We start from the raw sequence: 15,204 nt of genomic DNA, 5'->3' as shown, positions 1-15,204 counted from the left end.
ACGATGATCTGGCTGCGCACCCTTTTCCTGATCGCCCTGTGGGCGGTCGTGGCGTCTATCGCCCAATGGCTCATCGGAGACCCGGCGGGCTGGATCCTGTTCAGCGCCGCGCTGGCGGCCATGCTGGTCTGGCGCAGTTGGCGGCTGCACCTCGTCTCCCGCTGGGCGAACAACCCCGATACCTCCCCTCCCGCCTCCGTCGGCCCCTGGGACGATATCCTCGCCCCGCTGTATCGCTACACCCGGGCACGGGCCCGCGAACTGGCCGAAACCCAGAACACCATGCACGGCATGCTGGCGGCGGCCCAGGCGCTGCCGGACGGCGCGGTGACCCTCAACGAGGATTTCCAGATCGACTGGTGCAACCGCATGGCCCGCCAGCACCTGGGGCTGCGCCTGCCTGCTGACCGCGGCCACAATCTGCTGAACCTGCTGCGCGCGCCCGAATTCGTGGAATACGCCCACCGCGCGGCCTGGCCGGAGCCCATCCTGGTGCGCCTGGGGCAGAATGGCCAGGAACGGCTGATGATGATGCAGCTGACGGCCTACGCCAGCAACCAGCGCCTGCTGATCACCCGCGACGTCACCCAGATCGAACGCCTGGAAACCACCCGCCGCGATTTCGTCGCCAACGTGTCGCACGAACTGCGCACGCCGCTGACGGTGCTGGCGGGCTTCCTGGAAACGCTGCGCGACATGCCCGCTGACGCGCTGCCCGCCGAGCAGCGCGAGCAGTACGTGGACATGATGCATGAGCAGGCCCAGCGCATGCAGGCGATCGTGGAAGACCTTCTCACCCTGTCCACGCTGGAGTCTTCGCCCGGCACCGATCCGCGCGCCGTCAATATCAGCGCCCTGCTGCAGAAGGCTCGCCAGCAGATCGAGGCGCTCTCGGGCGGACGCCACGTGCTGGAATGGCACATCGACGAGACCCTGGACGTGCTGGGCGCCGAAACCGAGCTGGCGTCGGCCCTGTCCAATCTGCTGACCAACGCCGTGCGCTACACGCCCGACGGCGGCACCATCACCGTGCGCTGGGAGCGCGACGAGGACGGCGGCGCGCGCTACAGCGTGCAGGACACCGGCATCGGCATTCCCGCCCGCCACCTGCCCCGCCTGACCGAGCGCTTCTACCGCGTGGACCGCGGCCGCTCGCGCGCAGTGGGAGGCACCGGCCTGGGGCTGGCGATCACCAAGCACATCGCCATGCGCCACGACGCCGAGCTGCTCATCACCAGCGAGCAGGGCAAGGGCAGCGTCTTCGCCTTGCGCTTTCCGCCCGACCGCGTCGCCGTCGAAGCCTCGGCCTGAGCGCCTGCGCCGCATCCGCGCCGCAAGCGTGGCGCGGGTGGTAAATTTTCGGCCATGCGCATCCTGGTCATCGAAGACGAACCCAAACTCGCCGACTACCTCAAGAAAGGGTTGTCGGAACAAAGCCACGTCGTGGACCTCGCCCGCGATGGCGTGGACGGCCTGCACCTGGCGCTGGAAGGCGCCTACGACCTGATCGTGCTGGACGTGATGCTGCCAGGCGTGGACGGATTCGGCATCCTGGCTTCCGTGCGCGCGCAGAAAAACACCCCCATCCTCATGCTGACTGCGCGCGACGCCGTGGAGGACCGCGTGCGCGGGCTGGAGGGCGGCGCCGACGACTACCTGGTCAAGCCTTTCGCCTTCTCGGAGCTGCTGGCGCGCGTGCAGGCGCTGCTGCGCCGCGGACGCATGCAGGAACCCACCGTGCTCAAGCTGGCCGACCTGGAACTCGACCTGACGCGGCGCCGCGCCCAGCGGGCCGGGCGGCGGCTGGACCTGACGGCCAAGGAATTCAGCCTGCTGGCCCTGCTCCTGCGCCGCCAGGGCCAGGTACTGTCCCGCACCACGCTGGCCGAACAGGTCTGGGACATGAACTTCGACAGCGACACCAATGTGATCGACGTCGCGGTGCGGCGGCTGCGCGGCAAGCTGGACGACCCCTACGACACCAAGTTGCTGCATACCGTGCGCGGCATGGGCTACGTGCTGGAATCGCGTCCCACGGACGGCCGCCCCACGGATGGCCGCCCCGCATGACACTGCCGCGCATGCGCTCCATGCAGGCGCGCCTGACCCTGCTGCTCGGCGCCATCGCATTGCTCGTGTCCAGTCTGGCCGGCGCCACGCTGTTCTGGGCGCTGAAGCGCGAAGTGGAGCGCCAGGAAATCACCGAGGTCAGCGGCAAACTGGAGCTGATCGACCACCTGATCGACATGCAGAACAGCGCCAGCGGCCTGCAGGACCTGGCCGCCACCTTCGACCAGATGCGCGCGGGCGAGGGCCAGTTGGGGATCTGGATCATGGACGCCCAGGGCAAGGTAGTCTACGGCGGCGGCGCCCCGGAAACGCTGGAGACGCTGCCTGGCAGGCAGGTGGTGCTGCAGGCCCCCGACGGCGGCCGCATGCGCGGCCTGCGGGTGGACATGAACGACCGCATCCTGCCCGGCGCGCAACTGACCGTGGCCGTCAGCACGCGCACCAGCTCGCAGTTCCTGTACGCCTACGGCACCGCCCTGGTGCTGATCTGCGCGCTGTGGGTAGGCGCGACGGTGGTGCTGGCCGCCTGGGCCGTGCGCCGCAGCATGGCCCCGACGCGCAGGCTGTCCGAGCAGGCGGCGCGCATCCAGCCCGACAACCTATCGCGGCGCCTGCCCCTCGAAGACACCGACCGCGAACTGCACGAGCTGGTGCGGTCCTTCAACCGGACCCTGGAACGGCTGCAAGCGGCCTACCAGCAGATGGAAGGCTTCAACGCCGACGTGGCGCATGAGCTGCGCACGCCGCTGGCCACGCTGATCAACGGCGCCCAGGTCATGCTGTCGTCGCCCCGCGACGCGGCGGAACTGCGCGACGCGCTGGAATCCAACCTGGAAGAGCTGGAAGGCCTGAAGACCCTGGTCAACGACATGCTGTTCCTGGCGCGCGCCGACCGCGGCGAACGGGCGGCGGATCTCGTTCCGGTGTCGCTGGCCGGCGAGGCGCGGCGCGTGGCGGAATACTACGAAGCCACCCTGGAAGAGCACGGCGTGGGCCTGCGCTGCGAGGGCGACGCCACCGTCGCCGCGAATCCCGGGCTGGTGCGCCGCGCGCTGGCCAACCTGATCTCCAATGCCATCAAGGCCACGCCCCGGGGCGGCGAGATCGTGCTGGCCTGCTTCGCGTCGCCGGCCGGCGCGCGGGTGGAAGTGCGCAACCCCGGCGCGCCCATCCCCGCCGCCGACCTGCCCCGCATCTTCGACCGCTTCTTCCGCTCCGGCCAGGCGCGCGCGCCGCGCAGCGAGGGCCACGGCCTGGGCCTGGCCATCGTGCGCGCCATTGCCCGCATGCACGGCGGCGAAGTGGACGCCGCGTCGGATGCGCGCGGCACCGTCATCGGCGTCACCCTGCGCGGGCCGGACGGCCACGCCGCCGCGGCCGACATTACGAAAATGTAATGTTGGCGACAGGATAGGGTCACCGCCGTTTCCCTACAGTGCCATCACCGTCCCCACTACCAAGGATACGCGTGAAAGGCTCTCTGTTCCGCATCACCCAGGCCGCCATCCTGGCCCTGACGATCAGCGCGGGCGCCGCCGTGGCCGCCGGCGGCCACGGCCATGCCGGCCATGCGATGCCGGCAGCCTCGGCCCCCATCGGCAAGGCGGGCGACCCGGCCCGCGTCACCCGCAGCATCGACGTAGACATGTCCGACGCCATGCGTTTCACGCCCGCCAGCATCGAGGTCAAGGCGGGCGAGACCGTACGCCTGAACGTGCGCAACGCCGGCCGGATCAGGCATGAGCTGGTGCTGGGCAGCGACGCCGATCTCAAGGCGCACTATGACATGATGATGAAGGATCCCGGCATGCGCCACGAGGAAGCCGGCGCCATATCGCTGGAAGGCGGCAAGAGCGGGCAGATCGTCTGGCGCTTCGACAGGGCGGGCACGCTGTCCTTCGGCTGCCTGGAGCCCGGCCACTACGCCGCCGGCATGAAGGGCGCGATATCGGTGCTCTAAGCCCGGCAAGCCTCACGGACCCGACATGACAGCCTCCCATCCCTTTTCCCGCCGCCGCTTCGTGCGGGGCCTGGCCGGCGGCGGCGCGCTGGCCGCGCTGGGCGGCTGGCGCGCGGCGCTCGCCGCCCCCGCGCCGGCCCCGGCCGCCGCCACGGAATTGCGCGGCACCGAATTCCATCTGGAGATCGGCGAAACGCCCGTGAACTTCACGGGCGCGGCCCGCGTCGGCACCACGGTGAACGGCCAGTTGCCCGCGCCGCTGCTGCGCTGGCGCGAGGGCGACACGGTGACCCTGCACGTCACCAACCGCCTGCGCGAACAGACCTCCATCCATTGGCACGGCATCCTCCTGCCCACCGAGATGGACGGCGTGCCCGGACTCAGCTTTCCCGGCATCGATCCGGGACAGACCTATACCTATCGCTTCGACGTGCGCCAGAGCGGCACGTACTGGTACCACAGCCATTCCGGCTTCCAGGAGCAGACCGGCCTGTACGGCGCAATCGTCATCGACCCGCGCCGCCGCGATCCCATCGCTTCGGACCGCGACTACACCGTGCTGCTGTCCGACTGGACGGACGAAGACCCCATGCGGCTCTTCAACAAGCTGAAGATCATGCCGGACTACTACAACCGCATCCAGCCCAGCATCGAGAGCCTGAGCGCCGAGGCCCGCGACAAGGGCTGGGGCGCCGCGCTGTCGGAACGGCTGATGTGGGAGCAGATGCGCATGAATCCGTCGGACCTGGCGGACGTATCCGGCGCCACCTATACGTTCCTCACCAACGGCGTCACGCCGGCCGGCAACTGGACGGGCCTCTTCCAGCCCGGCGAGCGCGTGCGCCTGCGCTTCATCAACGGCTCCGCGATGACGTACTTCGATGTCCGCATCCCCGGGCTGAAAATGACCGTCGTGGCCGCGGACGGCCAGGACGTGCGCCCCGTGGACGTGGACGAATTCCGCATCGGCGTGGCCGAGACCTATGACGTCATCGTCGAGCCCATGGACGAGCGCGCCTACACCATCTTCTCGCAGGCCATGGACCGTTCGGGCTACGCGCGCGCCACGCTCGCGCCGCGCGCCGGCATGCAGGCCGAGGTCCCGCCAGTGGATCGCGTGCAGCTGCTGGGGATGATGGACATGGGCATGGCGCACGACATGGGCGGTGGCGGCCACGATATGGCCGGCATGACGGCCAGCGGCGGCCAGGGCGCCATGCCGGGCATGGACCACGCGGGCCACGGCTCCGGCGCGGACCAAGGCGGCATGGTGGAAGTCAAGCATCCCTACCCCGCCGAGCGCGGCGTGAGCAATTCCATGCTGCCCGACGTGGTGTCGACGCGGCTGGACGACCCCGGCGTCGGCCTGCGCGGCAACGGCCGCCGTGTGCTGACCTACGCCGACCTGCGGTCCATGCGCGAGCCCGAGGACAACCGCAATCCGTCCCGCGAAATCGAACTGCACCTGACGGGAACCATGGAGCGCTACATGTGGTCCTTCAATGGCGTGAAGTTCTCGGACGCCAAGCCCATCGTCCTGCGCTACGGCGAACGCGTGCGCTTCGTGCTCGTCAACGACACGATGATGACGCACCCCATCCATCTGCACGGATTGTGGAGCGACCTGGAATCGCCGGACGGGGCCTTCCAGGTGCGCAAGCACACCATTTCCCTCAACCCGGCGCAGCGGCTGAGCTACCGCGTCAGCGCGGACGCGCGCGGAAACTGGGCCTACCACTGCCACCTGCTGTATCACATGGAGGCCGGCATGTTCAGAGCGGTCGTGGTGGAGTAACCGATGAAACCAATGAGCCGCCAAATCAAACGGCTGCGCGCCTGCGCCATCGCCGCGGCGCTGGCCTCCCCGGCCGCCTGGTCCCAGCCCGCGCCAACGGACCATGGCGCCATGCCCGGCATGGACCACGGATCGATGAATCACGGCGCCGCTCCCGCGCCAGCCCCGGCGGACCATGGCGCCATGCCCGGCATGGACCACGGATCGATGAATCACGGCGCCGCTCCCGCGCCAGCCCCGGCGGACCACGGCGCCATGCCCGGCATGGACCATGGATCGATGGACGGCGGCGCGCAAGCCGCCCCGCCCGTCGGCAGCCTGCCGGTCAGCGATGGTTCGGGCGAGCGCGGCTATGACAGCTACGGCATTCATCCGCACATGATGGACAACTCGCCAACCTGGCAGGTGCTGTTCGACAAATTCGGCGTTTCGCGCAACCGCGATGGGCAGAATGCCCAGGAATGGGACGGCCGCTTCTGGTTCGGCACCGCCACCGACCGTCTGCTGGTCAAGAGCGAGGGCGAACGCGAGAACGGCGGCGGATCGGGCGGCAAGGTCGAGGCCTTCTGGAGCCATGCCGTCTCGCCCTTCTGGGACCTGCAGCTGGGCGCTCGCCGCGACATCGGCACCGGACCCAAGCGCAACTGGGCGGCCATCGGCGTCGAAGGCGTCCTGCCCTACAACATCGAACTCGAGGCCACGGGCTACGCGGGTCCGTCCGGCCGCACGGCGCTGGCGCTGAAGGCCGAGTACGACTTGCTGCTGACGCAGCGCCTGATCTTCACCCCCGAGCTGGAAGCCAGCCTCTACGGCAAGGACGATCCCGAACGCGGCATCGGTTCCGGGCTGTCGGAGGGCTCGCTGTCGCTGCGGCTGCGCTATGAAGTCACCCGCGAGTTCGCGCCTTATATTGGCGTATCCTTTGAACGCAAGTTCGGCCAGACCGCGCGCTACGCATCGGACGCCGGCGCCAGCCGGTCCCAGACGTCCGTCATGGCGGGCGTGCGCTTCTGGTTCTGAGCCTTATGTCCACGACTCTTGCACGGAGCATCATGAACGTTTCCCGCCTTACCCGCCGCCTTGCCATCGCCGCCGCCCTGTGCGTGCCCGCGCTCGCCTCCGCCGAGGCGCCCACCAAGGTCGAGGTCTGGAAAACGCCCACCTGCGGCTGCTGCGAGGACTGGGTCAAGCACATGCGCGACAACGGCTTCGCCGTGACCACGCATGACGTCCAGGACACCGGCCCCATCCGCCGCAACGCCGGCATGGCGGATTACGGCTCCTGCCACACGGCCGCGGTGGAAGGCTACGCCATCGAGGGCCACGTGCCCGCCAGCGATGTGCGCCGGCTGCTGCTGGAAAAGCCCGACGCCGCCGGCCTGGCGGCCCCGGGCATGCCGCTGGGCTCTCCCGGCATGGACGGCCCCGAATACGGCGGCCGCAAAACGCCGCACGATGTGGTGCTGGTGGACAAGCAGGGCGGCGCCAAGGTCTTCCAGGCCTATCGCTGACGCCCCAGGAACGGGCCGGTGCCACGGCCCTCCTCCTGAAACAATTCATCCACACCGGCCCAATGGCTACTCCTTGCACTGCAGCAAAAATGCGCCACAATCGATAAAACGCGTTTCCCCACCCCTCCCCAGGCAGTCATGGCACAAATCGTCCTGTTCGAGAATATCCACCCGAGCGCCCGCGCCGTTTTCGAGGCCGCCGGCTACACCGACATCGTCACGCACGCCGCGGCCTTGCCGCCGGCCCAACTGGCCGACGCCCTGCGCGGCGCCCCGGTGGCCGGGATCCGTTCTCGCACGCACCTGGACGCCAGCCTGCTGTCCGGCAACCCCGACCTGCGCGTCGTGGGCTGCTTCTGCATCGGCACCAACCAGGTCGACCTGGATGCGGCCATGCAGCGCGGCATCCCGGTGTTCAACGCCCCCTTCTCGAACACCCGCTCGGTCGCCGAACTGGTGCTGGGCGAAGCCATCCTGCTGCTGCGCCGCATTCCCGAAAAGAATGCGCGCGTGCATCTGGGCCACTGGGACAAGAGCGCCTCCGGCGCGTTCGAAACCCGTGGCAAGACGCTGGGCATCGTCGGCTACGGCAACATCGGCTCGCAGATCAGCACGCTGGCCGAAAGCCTGGGCATGCGCGTCATCTACCATGACGTCGAGGCCAAGCTGCCGCTGGGCAACGCCCGTCCCGCGGGCACGCTCAACGAGCTGCTGGAGCAGTCCGACGTCGTCACCCTGCACGTTCCCGGCGGCAAGGCGACCGAAAAGATCATGAATGCGGACACCATCGCGCGCATGCGCCGTGGCGCCATCCTGATCAACGCCTCTCGCGGCACCGTCGTGGACATCGAGGCCTTGCACGCCGCCCTGAAATCCGGCCATCTGGCCGGCGCCGCGCTGGACGTGTTCCCCACCGAGCCCAAGGGCCCGGACGAACCGCTGGCCAGCCCGCTGATCGGCATGCCCAACGTGATCCTGACCCCGCACATCGGAGGCAGCACGCAGGAATCGCAAGAGAACATCGGCCGGGAAGTCGCCGAGAAGCTGGTGCGCTTCCTGCAGGCGGGCACCACCAAGGGCGCGGTCAATTTCCCCGAACTGCCCTACCTGGAGCAGGCCGGCGGCACGCGCATCCTGCACGTGCACCGCAACGCTCCGGGCGCGCTCGGCACGCTGGACAACCTGATGGCGCAGCATGGCCTGAACATCATCAGCCAGACCCTGCAGACCCGCGGCCAGATCGGCTACGTGATCACGGACGTGGAGGGCGAAGTGAACGACATCGTCATGACCACGCTGCGCGACCACCCGATCACGGTCCGCTGCGACAAGCTATAGCGGCCCGGCGGCGGGCTCCGCCGCCGCCGACGCCAGGCACTCCGCCATTTTTTCCCGCACGCCGCCTGCCTCGAAAGGCAGGCGCCCGATCAGGCCGATCTCGCGGTGGAAGGCGTCCTCCCCCAGCGCCAGCAGCCGCAGGCCCGTCGTGTCCAGCTGCCGCAAATGCGGCAGCAGCGCCACGCCCAGCCCGTGCCGCACCATGCCGGCGATGGCCTCGATTTCATCCAGCTCCACCGCCTCACGCACCGCGATGCGGTGCTTCTTCAGGAAAATATCCACGGCGCGGCCGCCGAACGACGCCCGGTCGTAGCGGATGAATGGCTGCGTCGCCAGCAATTCGCGCCACGGCGCGGCCGGCAGGGATTCGGGCACGGCCAGCATCACCGGCTCGCGCATCAGCGGCTGCCACCCCAGTTCCGGCGGCAGGGCGAAGGGCGGCCGGATCAACATGGCCATGTCCACCTCGCCCGCGTCCACCTGGCCCAGCAGCGACAGCGACACGCCCGGCACGACGCGCACGCGCACGTCCGGATAGACCGCCCTGAACTCGCCCAGCGCGCGGACCAGCAGATCCTGCTGCACGGAGGCGATGGCGCCGATCCGCAGCGATCCGCTGACATGGCCGGCCCCCGCCGTGGTGACCATGCGCTCGGCCATGGCGACGAGTTCTTCCGCCTGGGGCAGCATCTCGCGGCCATTGGCGTTCAACACCGCCGCCCGCGCGCTGCGCTCGAACAAGGTCACGCCCAGGTATTCCTCCAGGCGCTTGATCTGGGCGCTGACGGCGGACTGCGTCAGCCCCAGCTGGGCGCCCGCCCCCGTAAAGGTGCCGTTGCGCGCCACGCCGATAAAGGTCTTGAATTCCTTGATCACGATCAATTTTTTCGATGCTAAGACACAAAAAATATCGTTTTTCGATCAAAAAAACAATTCATAAAATAATCCTCGATGCCAAGGCCGGTCCGCGCTTGCGGCGGCCCGCAATCCCATCGTCACTTTTGTCCCGGAGCCTTTCATGACCGCTCAAACCAACCTGCCGCCCTTCCACCTGGCCTTCCCGGTCCGCGACCTCGCCGAAGCCCGCGCCTTCTACGGCGAAAAACTGGGCTGTCCCGAGGGCCGCAGCTCGCCCGAATGGATCGATTTCAACTTCTACGGCCACCAGATCGTGGCTCACCTGGCCCCCAGCGAATGCGGCCACCGCGCCACCAGCGCCGTGGATTCGCATAATGTGCCCGTGCGCCATTTCGGCGCGGTGCTTTCCATGGAACAATGGGAAGCCATGGCCCAGCGCCTGACCGACGCCGGCACTGAATTCGTCATCGAGCCCTACATCCGTTTCAAGGGCGAGGTGGGCGAACAGGCCACCATGTTCTTCCTGGATCCGTCGGGCAACGCGCTGGAGTTCAAGGCGTTCAAGAACATGGATTCTTTGTTCGCCAAGTAACCCTACAGGTTTCGTGTCGTTGAACGTACTATCAGAACCCCCTTCTGCGGCCGAGACCTCCTGGCGCATCCTGCCCCAGGGCGACCGCTGCCTCATCGTTTCCTTTGGCGACCGCATCGACGCCTCGGTGGGCAGGACCTGCCTGGCCGCGGCGGGCAAGCTGCGCGACGCGCGGCTTCCCGGCGTGACCGACGTGGTGCCCTCGTTCGTCGCGGTGGCCGTGCATTACCGGCCCGACCCGCGCGGCGGCCCGACCTATGCCCAGTTGGCCGAACGCATCGGCCAACTGCTGGCCGATGGCGTGCGCGCCGATGACTCGGGCGGGCGCGAGGTCGACATCCCCGTCTGCTATGGCGGCGAATATGGTCCTGACCTGGCCGAGGTGGCCCAGGCCGCCGGCCTGACGCCCGAGGGCGTCATCCAGCTGCATAGCCAGCCCCGCAGCATGGTGTTCATGCTGGGGTTCGCGCCCGGGCACGCCTACCTGGGCGTGCACGACGAAAAGCTCAATATTCCGCGCCGCCCGTCGCCGCGCACCGCCGTTCCGATCGGCGCGGTCGCCGTGGCCAACCGCCAGACCGTGATCTATCCGAACCGGCTGCCGGGCGGCTGGAACATCATCGGCACTACGCCGCTGACCATGTTCGATCCCGACCGCGACCCCGCGGCCCTGCTCCAGCCCGGCGATTCCGTGCGCTTCGTGCCCATCAGCCCCGAGGAGTTCGAGCGCATCCGGGAGGCCGGGCGATGAGCATTGCGGTGATCAAGCCCGGCATGCTGTCCAGCTTCCAGGACCGCGGCCGCGAGGGCTACCAGCACCAGGGCATCCCCGCCGCGGGCGCCATGGACGAACGCGCGCACCGGCTGGCCAACGCGCTGGCCGGCAACCAGGGCGACCCCGCCACGCTGGAAATGACGCTGACGGGCCCCACCCTGCGCTTCGATGCGCCGGCATGCTTCGCCCTGGCGGGCGCCGACCTGGGCGCCACCCTGAACGGCCAGGACATCCCCGCCCTGCGCCCCCTGGTCGCGCGGGCGGGCGACACGCTGGCCTTCGGCGCCAGGCCGGCCGCCGGCGTGCGCGGCTACCTCGCGGTGCACGGGGGTTTCGCGCTCCCGCGCGTGATGGGCAGCGAAAGCACCTACCTGCGCAGCGGCTTCGGCGGATTCCAGGGCCGCGCGCTGGCCAAGGGCGACCGGCTGCCCCTGCGGACCCCGCTGGCCGAAGGCCGCGACCTGGACGTCCTCCAGGAGGCGCTGTGGCAGTTGCGCGTCTACCTGCCGGCGGCGCTGGGCCCCAAGCGCCGGGACGCCATCCGCTTCCTGCCGGGCATGCACTGGCAGGAATTCTCGGAAGCGTCCCGCCAGGCCTTCGCCGCATCGGAGTTCCGCATCAGCCCGCAATCCGACCGCATGGGCTACCGCCTGCTGGGCCCGGCCCTGTCCATGAGCGAGCCGCGCCAGATGCTGTCGGAGGCCGCCTGCTTCGGCACCGTGCAGGTGCCCTCGGGCGGCGAAGCCATCATCCTCATGGCCGACCGGCAGACCACCGGCGGCTACCCCAAGATCGCGCAGATCGCCACGGTGGACCTGCCCGCTCTGGCGCAATGCGCACCCGGACAGCCGCTGCGCTTCCAGCCGGTCCCGCTGGAAGAGGCGCAGCGCCTGGACAGCGAGCGCGAGCGCGCCTTCTCCCAACTGCAGGAGGCGCTTGCGCCGTTGCGCGCGCTTCTCGCCTAGAAAGGAAACCGCCATGACCACCCGAATCGACATGAACTGCGACATGGGCGAAAGCTATGGCGCCTGGACCATGGGCAACGACGCGGCCGTGCTGCAGTACGTCAGCTCCGCCAACATCGCCTGCGGCTTCCATGGCGGAGATCCGGCCACCATGCGCAAGACAGTGGCGGCAGCCCTCAAGCAGGGCGTGGCCGTGGGCGCGCATCCCGGCCTGCAGGACCTGGTCGGTTTCGGCCGCCGCGTCATGCAGATCAGCCCCGACGAGGCCTACGACATCGTGGTCTACCAGATCGGCGCGCTGGCCGGCGTCGCGGCCTCGCAAGGCGCGCGGCTGCACCACGTCAAGGCGCACGGCGCCCTCTACAACATGGCCGCCAAGGACGAAGGCCTGGCGCGCGCCATCTGCCAGGCCGTGAAAGACGTGGACGCCTCGCTGATCCTGTACGGACTGGCGGGCAGCAAGCTGATCGACGCGGCCCGCGCCATCGGCCTGGCCGCCGCCAGCGAGGTGTTCGCGGACCGCTCCTACCAGGACGACGGCTCGCTCACGCCGCGCACGCGCGCCGGCGCGATGATCGAAGACGTGGACCAGGCGGTCGCGCAGGTCGTGCGCATGGTGCGCGAAGGCAAGGTGCGCTCGGTAGACGGCAAGGACGTGGCGGTGCAGGCGGACACCCTCTGTATCCATGGGGACCAGCCCAACGCCCTGGTCTTCGCCAACGGCATACGCCGGGCCCTGGAAAAGGCCGGCATCGAAGTGCGTACTCCGCCCCGGCCTCAGGCCCGCCCGTAGCGCGGCGCCAGGTCTTCCGCATCCTGCAGGGCCGCGTGCCGGTACGCGTCGGCGACGGCCGGCAGCACGTCGGCCAGATAGTCGCGCGCGAGGCGCGCCGCGAGTTCGATGTCCCGCGCCGCCATCGCGTCGACGATGCCGCGGGTGCAGGCATGAATGGCGCTGGATTCCATCGACCGCTTGGCCAGCAGATAGCGCAGCGGCTCGATCTGTTCGTACAGCTTGCTGAGCATGCCGGCCAAGGGCGTATTGCCCGTGCTGCGGGCCGCGGCCAGGTAGAACTCGCATGCCGCCGAAATGCAGCCGCGCACATCGCGGCTGGCCAGCGCCGCGGCGATCGCGGCATCGTGGCGGTTCAATTCATCCAGCAGCGGCGCCAGGTCGTCGGCCTCGGCCGCCTGGCGCAGGCAATAGGCCTCGAGTTCCGCACGCAGCAGGTACAGGTGGCGGATCTGCGTTTCCGTATAGAGGGTGGCCCGAAAGCCCTTGCGCTGGACGTGCGTGACCAGGCCGCTCAGTTCCAGCAGGCGCAGCGCTTCCCGGATAGGGCTGCGGCTGGTGCCGAAGCGCTGTTCCAGTTCCTGTTCCCGTAGCGGCTGGCCGGGGCGGATAGTCCCGTCCACTATCAGTTCACGAATCTGTTCCTGTAGGAAATACGGAATCGTGGCGGGCGCTTTGACGTCCAATCGGCTCCCCTTGTGCTGCGTAATGCGTAGTGTGTAACCCAGGCAAGATACTAGAAATTTATTGAAACACAAATAGGAAAATTGTTGCGGCCATGCCGGCGCTCAATCCCAGTCGTCGCGGTAGACGAACTTGGGCATCTGCCAGTTGAACCGCAGCGCCAGCAGGCGCACCGCCAGGCCGGCGGCCAGCGCAATGGGCACCGCGGCATTGGCGGACAGGCCCAGCGCCTGCCCTCCCAGGTACAGCCCTCCCGTCACGACCGACACGCTGGCGTAGAGCTCCTTGCGAAAAAGCAGCGGCACCTCGTTGCAGAGCACGTCGCGCAACACCCCGCCCGCGCAGCCCGTGATCATGCCGCTGATCAGCACCACGGTGATCGGCAGCTGCATCAACTGCGCGACCTGGCAGCCGATCACCGTGAAGGCCACCAGGCCCAGGGCGTCGGCCAACAGGAAGAGGCTGCGCAACCGCCGCATGACCGGCGCGATCAGGGCGGTCACGATCGCGGCGCCGCCCGTCATCCACAGGTATTCAGGATGGATCACCCATGTCAGCGGGTAGTGCCCCAGCAGCACGTCGCGCAGCGACCCGCCGCCCAGCGCGGTCACGCAGGCAATGATGCACACGCCCATCCAGTCCATGTCGCGCCGGCCGGCCGAAAGCGCCGCGGTCATGGCTTCGGCCACGATGGCGACGAGGTACAGCGTATGCAGCAGGACGGGGGAAATATCGGAGAACATGGGGCGGCCGGAAATTGGGCAGGCTCCATTGTATTGAGCCTGGCCCCGGCAGGCGGCCATTGCCTGAGTGCTCGTCCTCCCTTACGCTAGGCATTGCGTTGATATCGATCAAGCCCCGGTCCGGCAAGCGGCGAGACAATGGGAACATGCCCGCGAGGGCGGAACGGCCGGAACGCGCGGATACGGGAGCCGTCGGCCCGGCCACACCCGGGAGATAACGTAATGACACAGCAAATCGGCCCCATCCTGTTGGCAACGGACCTCAGCGCGCGCGGCGACCGCGCCCTGGACCGCGCGCTGCAGCTGGCCAAGGAACTCAATACCAAGCTCGTCGTCCTGCATGTCATGGAATCCCATGCCACGCCGGCACGCCTGACCACGCCGGTCTGGCGCCGCCTGTCGAGCGACCACAAGGCCCTGGCGGAGCGCGAGCTGGCCGAGGACCTGGCCGCCGCGGAAGTGCAGACCGAAGTCGTGGTGGTCAGCGGGGATCCTCTGGCGCGCATCATGGAAACGGCCGACAGCTACGGCTGCTCGCTGATCGTCACCGGCATCGCGCGCGACGAAACGCTGGGCCGGCTGCTGCTGGGCACCACCGTCGAAAAGCTGGCCCGCCAGGCCCGCCATCCGGTGCTCGTGGTCAAGACCCGTCCGCGCAGGCCGTATCGCGACGTCCTCGTGGCCACCGACTTCTCCGCGGGTTCGCGCCAGGCCCTGCGCGCCGCGCTGCAGCTGGTGCCCAATGCCAACCTGACGCTTTTCCACGCCTACGACGTGCCGTTCCAGGGCAAGAACGTGCCGGACGAGGCCGTCACGCGCAACTTCTACAAGGCCGCCGAGCAGAGCGCCCGGGAGTTCACCGCCGAAACGCCTGAATTGGCCAACGTGGCCCCGCCCAAGGTGGTGCTGGAATGCGGCCAGCCTGAGACCGTGTTGTCGGAATACTCGTTCAACCACCGCTCCGACCTGGTCGTGACGGGCACGCACGGCCGCACCGGCATCCTGCGCACCGCCATCGGCAGCGTGGCCGAGCGGCTGCTGGAGTCGCTGCCCAGCGACGTACTCATCGTCCGGCTGGTCGGCGAAGAGTAACGCCAGGCCATGAAAAAAAGCGGCGCTC

At 68.7% G+C, this 15,204-nt stretch carries 16 protein-coding genes; 13 read left to right on the top strand and 3 right to left on the bottom strand.

Going from position 1 to position 15,204, the window contains the following annotated elements; translation table 11 throughout:
- Nucleotides 1–3 precede the first annotated feature (3 nt).
- From phoR to serA, 8 genes are all read left to right on the top strand, one after another.
- On the top strand, nt 4–1,311 hold the full coding sequence (gene phoR, locus ACN6PJ_RS13425) for a phosphate regulon sensor histidine kinase PhoR (RefSeq protein ID WP_427996362.1): 1,308 nt from the start codon (nt 4–6) through the stop codon (nt 1,309–1,311).
- Between the two features lie 54 nt (nt 1,312–1,365).
- Complete coding sequence (locus ACN6PJ_RS13420) at nt 1,366–2,070, top strand: heavy metal response regulator transcription factor (RefSeq protein ID WP_427996361.1); 705 nt, start codon at nt 1,366–1,368, stop codon at nt 2,068–2,070.
- Nucleotides 2,067–3,467 carry a heavy metal sensor histidine kinase gene (locus tag ACN6PJ_RS13415; protein WP_427996360.1) on the top strand — a complete coding sequence of 467 codons (1,401 nt, stop codon included), beginning with the start codon at nt 2,067–2,069 and terminating at the stop codon, nt 3,465–3,467. The genes ACN6PJ_RS13420 and ACN6PJ_RS13415 overlap by 4 nt, the downstream gene beginning before the upstream one ends.
- Before the next feature lie 71 nt (nt 3,468–3,538).
- On the top strand, nt 3,539–4,030 hold the full coding sequence (locus tag ACN6PJ_RS13410) for a cupredoxin domain-containing protein (RefSeq protein ID WP_427996359.1): 492 nt from the start codon (nt 3,539–3,541) through the stop codon (nt 4,028–4,030).
- A 25-nt stretch (nt 4,031–4,055) separates the two neighbouring features.
- Nucleotides 4,056–5,825, top strand: a complete 1,770-nt coding sequence (locus tag ACN6PJ_RS13405) for a copper resistance system multicopper oxidase (protein ID WP_427996358.1) — start codon at nt 4,056–4,058, stop codon at nt 5,823–5,825.
- A gap of 12 nt (nt 5,826–5,837) precedes the next feature.
- Nucleotides 5,838–6,845 (top strand): copper resistance protein B, encoded by a 1,008-nt coding sequence (locus ACN6PJ_RS13400; protein ID WP_427996357.1) that lies wholly within the window; start codon nt 5,838–5,840, stop codon nt 6,843–6,845.
- 32 nt (nt 6,846–6,877) lie between these two features.
- Nucleotides 6,878–7,336 (top strand): DUF411 domain-containing protein, encoded by a 459-nt coding sequence (locus ACN6PJ_RS13395; protein WP_129529094.1) that lies wholly within the window; start codon nt 6,878–6,880, stop codon nt 7,334–7,336.
- A gap of 138 nt (nt 7,337–7,474) precedes the next feature.
- Nucleotides 7,475–8,674, top strand: a complete 1,200-nt coding sequence (gene serA, locus ACN6PJ_RS13390) for a phosphoglycerate dehydrogenase (protein ID WP_427996356.1) — start codon at nt 7,475–7,477, stop codon at nt 8,672–8,674.
- On the opposite strand, the gene ACN6PJ_RS13385 is transcribed toward serA, so the two are convergent.
- Nucleotides 8,669–9,550, bottom strand: a complete 882-nt coding sequence (locus ACN6PJ_RS13385) for a LysR family transcriptional regulator (protein WP_427996355.1) — start codon at nt 9,548–9,550, stop codon at nt 8,669–8,671. The genes serA and ACN6PJ_RS13385 overlap by 6 nt on opposite strands.
- A gap of 142 nt (nt 9,551–9,692) precedes the next feature.
- Between ACN6PJ_RS13385 and ACN6PJ_RS13380 the strand changes: the two genes are divergently transcribed.
- From ACN6PJ_RS13380 to ACN6PJ_RS13365, 4 genes are read left to right on the top strand one after another with little or no spacing between them, the layout of a single operon-like run.
- Complete coding sequence (locus ACN6PJ_RS13380) at nt 9,693–10,124, top strand: VOC family protein (protein WP_062684611.1); 432 nt, start codon at nt 9,693–9,695, stop codon at nt 10,122–10,124.
- Between the two features lie 19 nt (nt 10,125–10,143).
- On the top strand, nt 10,144–10,875 hold the full coding sequence (pxpB, locus tag ACN6PJ_RS13375; protein WP_427996354.1) for a 5-oxoprolinase subunit PxpB: 732 nt from the start codon (nt 10,144–10,146) through the stop codon (nt 10,873–10,875).
- Nucleotides 10,872–11,864, top strand: coding sequence for a biotin-dependent carboxyltransferase family protein (locus tag ACN6PJ_RS13370; protein ID WP_427996353.1), 993 nt, complete (start codon nt 10,872–10,874; stop codon nt 11,862–11,864). Before pxpB ends, ACN6PJ_RS13370 begins: the two co-directional genes overlap by 4 nt.
- Nucleotides 11,865–11,877: 13 nt before the next feature.
- A complete protein-coding gene (locus tag ACN6PJ_RS13365) occupies nt 11,878–12,657 on the top strand; it encodes a LamB/YcsF family protein (RefSeq protein ID WP_427996352.1) in 780 nt (259 codons plus the stop codon).
- On the opposite strand, the gene ACN6PJ_RS13360 is transcribed toward ACN6PJ_RS13365, so the two are convergent.
- Both ACN6PJ_RS13360 and ACN6PJ_RS13355 read right to left on the bottom strand, forming a co-directional pair.
- The gene (locus tag ACN6PJ_RS13360) at nt 12,642–13,385 is read right to left on the bottom strand and encodes a GntR family transcriptional regulator (protein WP_427996510.1); all 744 of its coding nucleotides are present in this window, start codon (nt 13,383–13,385) and stop codon (nt 12,642–12,644) included. The genes ACN6PJ_RS13365 and ACN6PJ_RS13360 overlap by 16 nt on opposite strands.
- A gap of 60 nt (nt 13,386–13,445) precedes the next feature.
- Entirely contained in the window at nt 13,446–14,084 is a 639-nt protein-coding gene (locus ACN6PJ_RS13355; RefSeq protein ID WP_427996351.1) for a trimeric intracellular cation channel family protein, read from the bottom strand.
- A 222-nt stretch (nt 14,085–14,306) separates the two neighbouring features.
- Between ACN6PJ_RS13355 and ACN6PJ_RS13350 the strand changes: the two genes are divergently transcribed.
- Nucleotides 14,307–15,176, top strand: coding sequence for a universal stress protein (locus tag ACN6PJ_RS13350; RefSeq protein WP_427996350.1), 870 nt, complete (start codon nt 14,307–14,309; stop codon nt 15,174–15,176).
- Nucleotides 15,177–15,204 lie beyond the last annotated feature (28 nt).

It is taken from the genome of Achromobacter sp., assembly GCF_050285585.1.
Classification (GTDB): Bacteria; Pseudomonadota; Gammaproteobacteria; order Burkholderiales; family Burkholderiaceae_B; genus Achromobacter.
Note: the sequence above shows the minus strand (reverse complement) of the source record. Positions and strands in the feature narration are given on the sequence as shown.

Coding starts and splice junctions, on each gene's coding strand:
- ACN6PJ_RS13415 (WP_427996360.1), top strand. CDS start 2,067: ATGACACTGCCGCGCATGCGCTCCATGCAGGCGCGCCTGACCCTGCTG.
- phoR (WP_427996362.1), top strand. CDS start 4: ATGATCTGGCTGCGCACCCTTTTCCTGATCGCCCTGTGGGCGGTCGTG.
- ACN6PJ_RS13370 (WP_427996353.1), top strand. CDS start 10,872: ATGAGCATTGCGGTGATCAAGCCCGGCATGCTGTCCAGCTTCCAGGAC.
- ACN6PJ_RS13380 (WP_062684611.1), top strand. CDS start 9,693: ATGACCGCTCAAACCAACCTGCCGCCCTTCCACCTGGCCTTCCCGGTC.
- ACN6PJ_RS13420 (WP_427996361.1), top strand. CDS start 1,366: ATGCGCATCCTGGTCATCGAAGACGAACCCAAACTCGCCGACTACCTC.
- ACN6PJ_RS13355 (WP_427996351.1), bottom strand. CDS start 14,084: ATGTTCTCCGATATTTCCCCCGTCCTGCTGCATACGCTGTACCTCGTC.
- serA (WP_427996356.1), top strand. CDS start 7,475: ATGGCACAAATCGTCCTGTTCGAGAATATCCACCCGAGCGCCCGCGCC.
- ACN6PJ_RS13365 (WP_427996352.1), top strand. CDS start 11,878: ATGACCACCCGAATCGACATGAACTGCGACATGGGCGAAAGCTATGGC.
- ACN6PJ_RS13395 (WP_129529094.1), top strand. CDS start 6,878: ATGAACGTTTCCCGCCTTACCCGCCGCCTTGCCATCGCCGCCGCCCTG.
- ACN6PJ_RS13405 (WP_427996358.1), top strand. CDS start 4,056: ATGACAGCCTCCCATCCCTTTTCCCGCCGCCGCTTCGTGCGGGGCCTG.
- ACN6PJ_RS13350 (WP_427996350.1), top strand. CDS start 14,307: ATGACACAGCAAATCGGCCCCATCCTGTTGGCAACGGACCTCAGCGCG.
- ACN6PJ_RS13400 (WP_427996357.1), top strand. CDS start 5,838: ATGAGCCGCCAAATCAAACGGCTGCGCGCCTGCGCCATCGCCGCGGCG.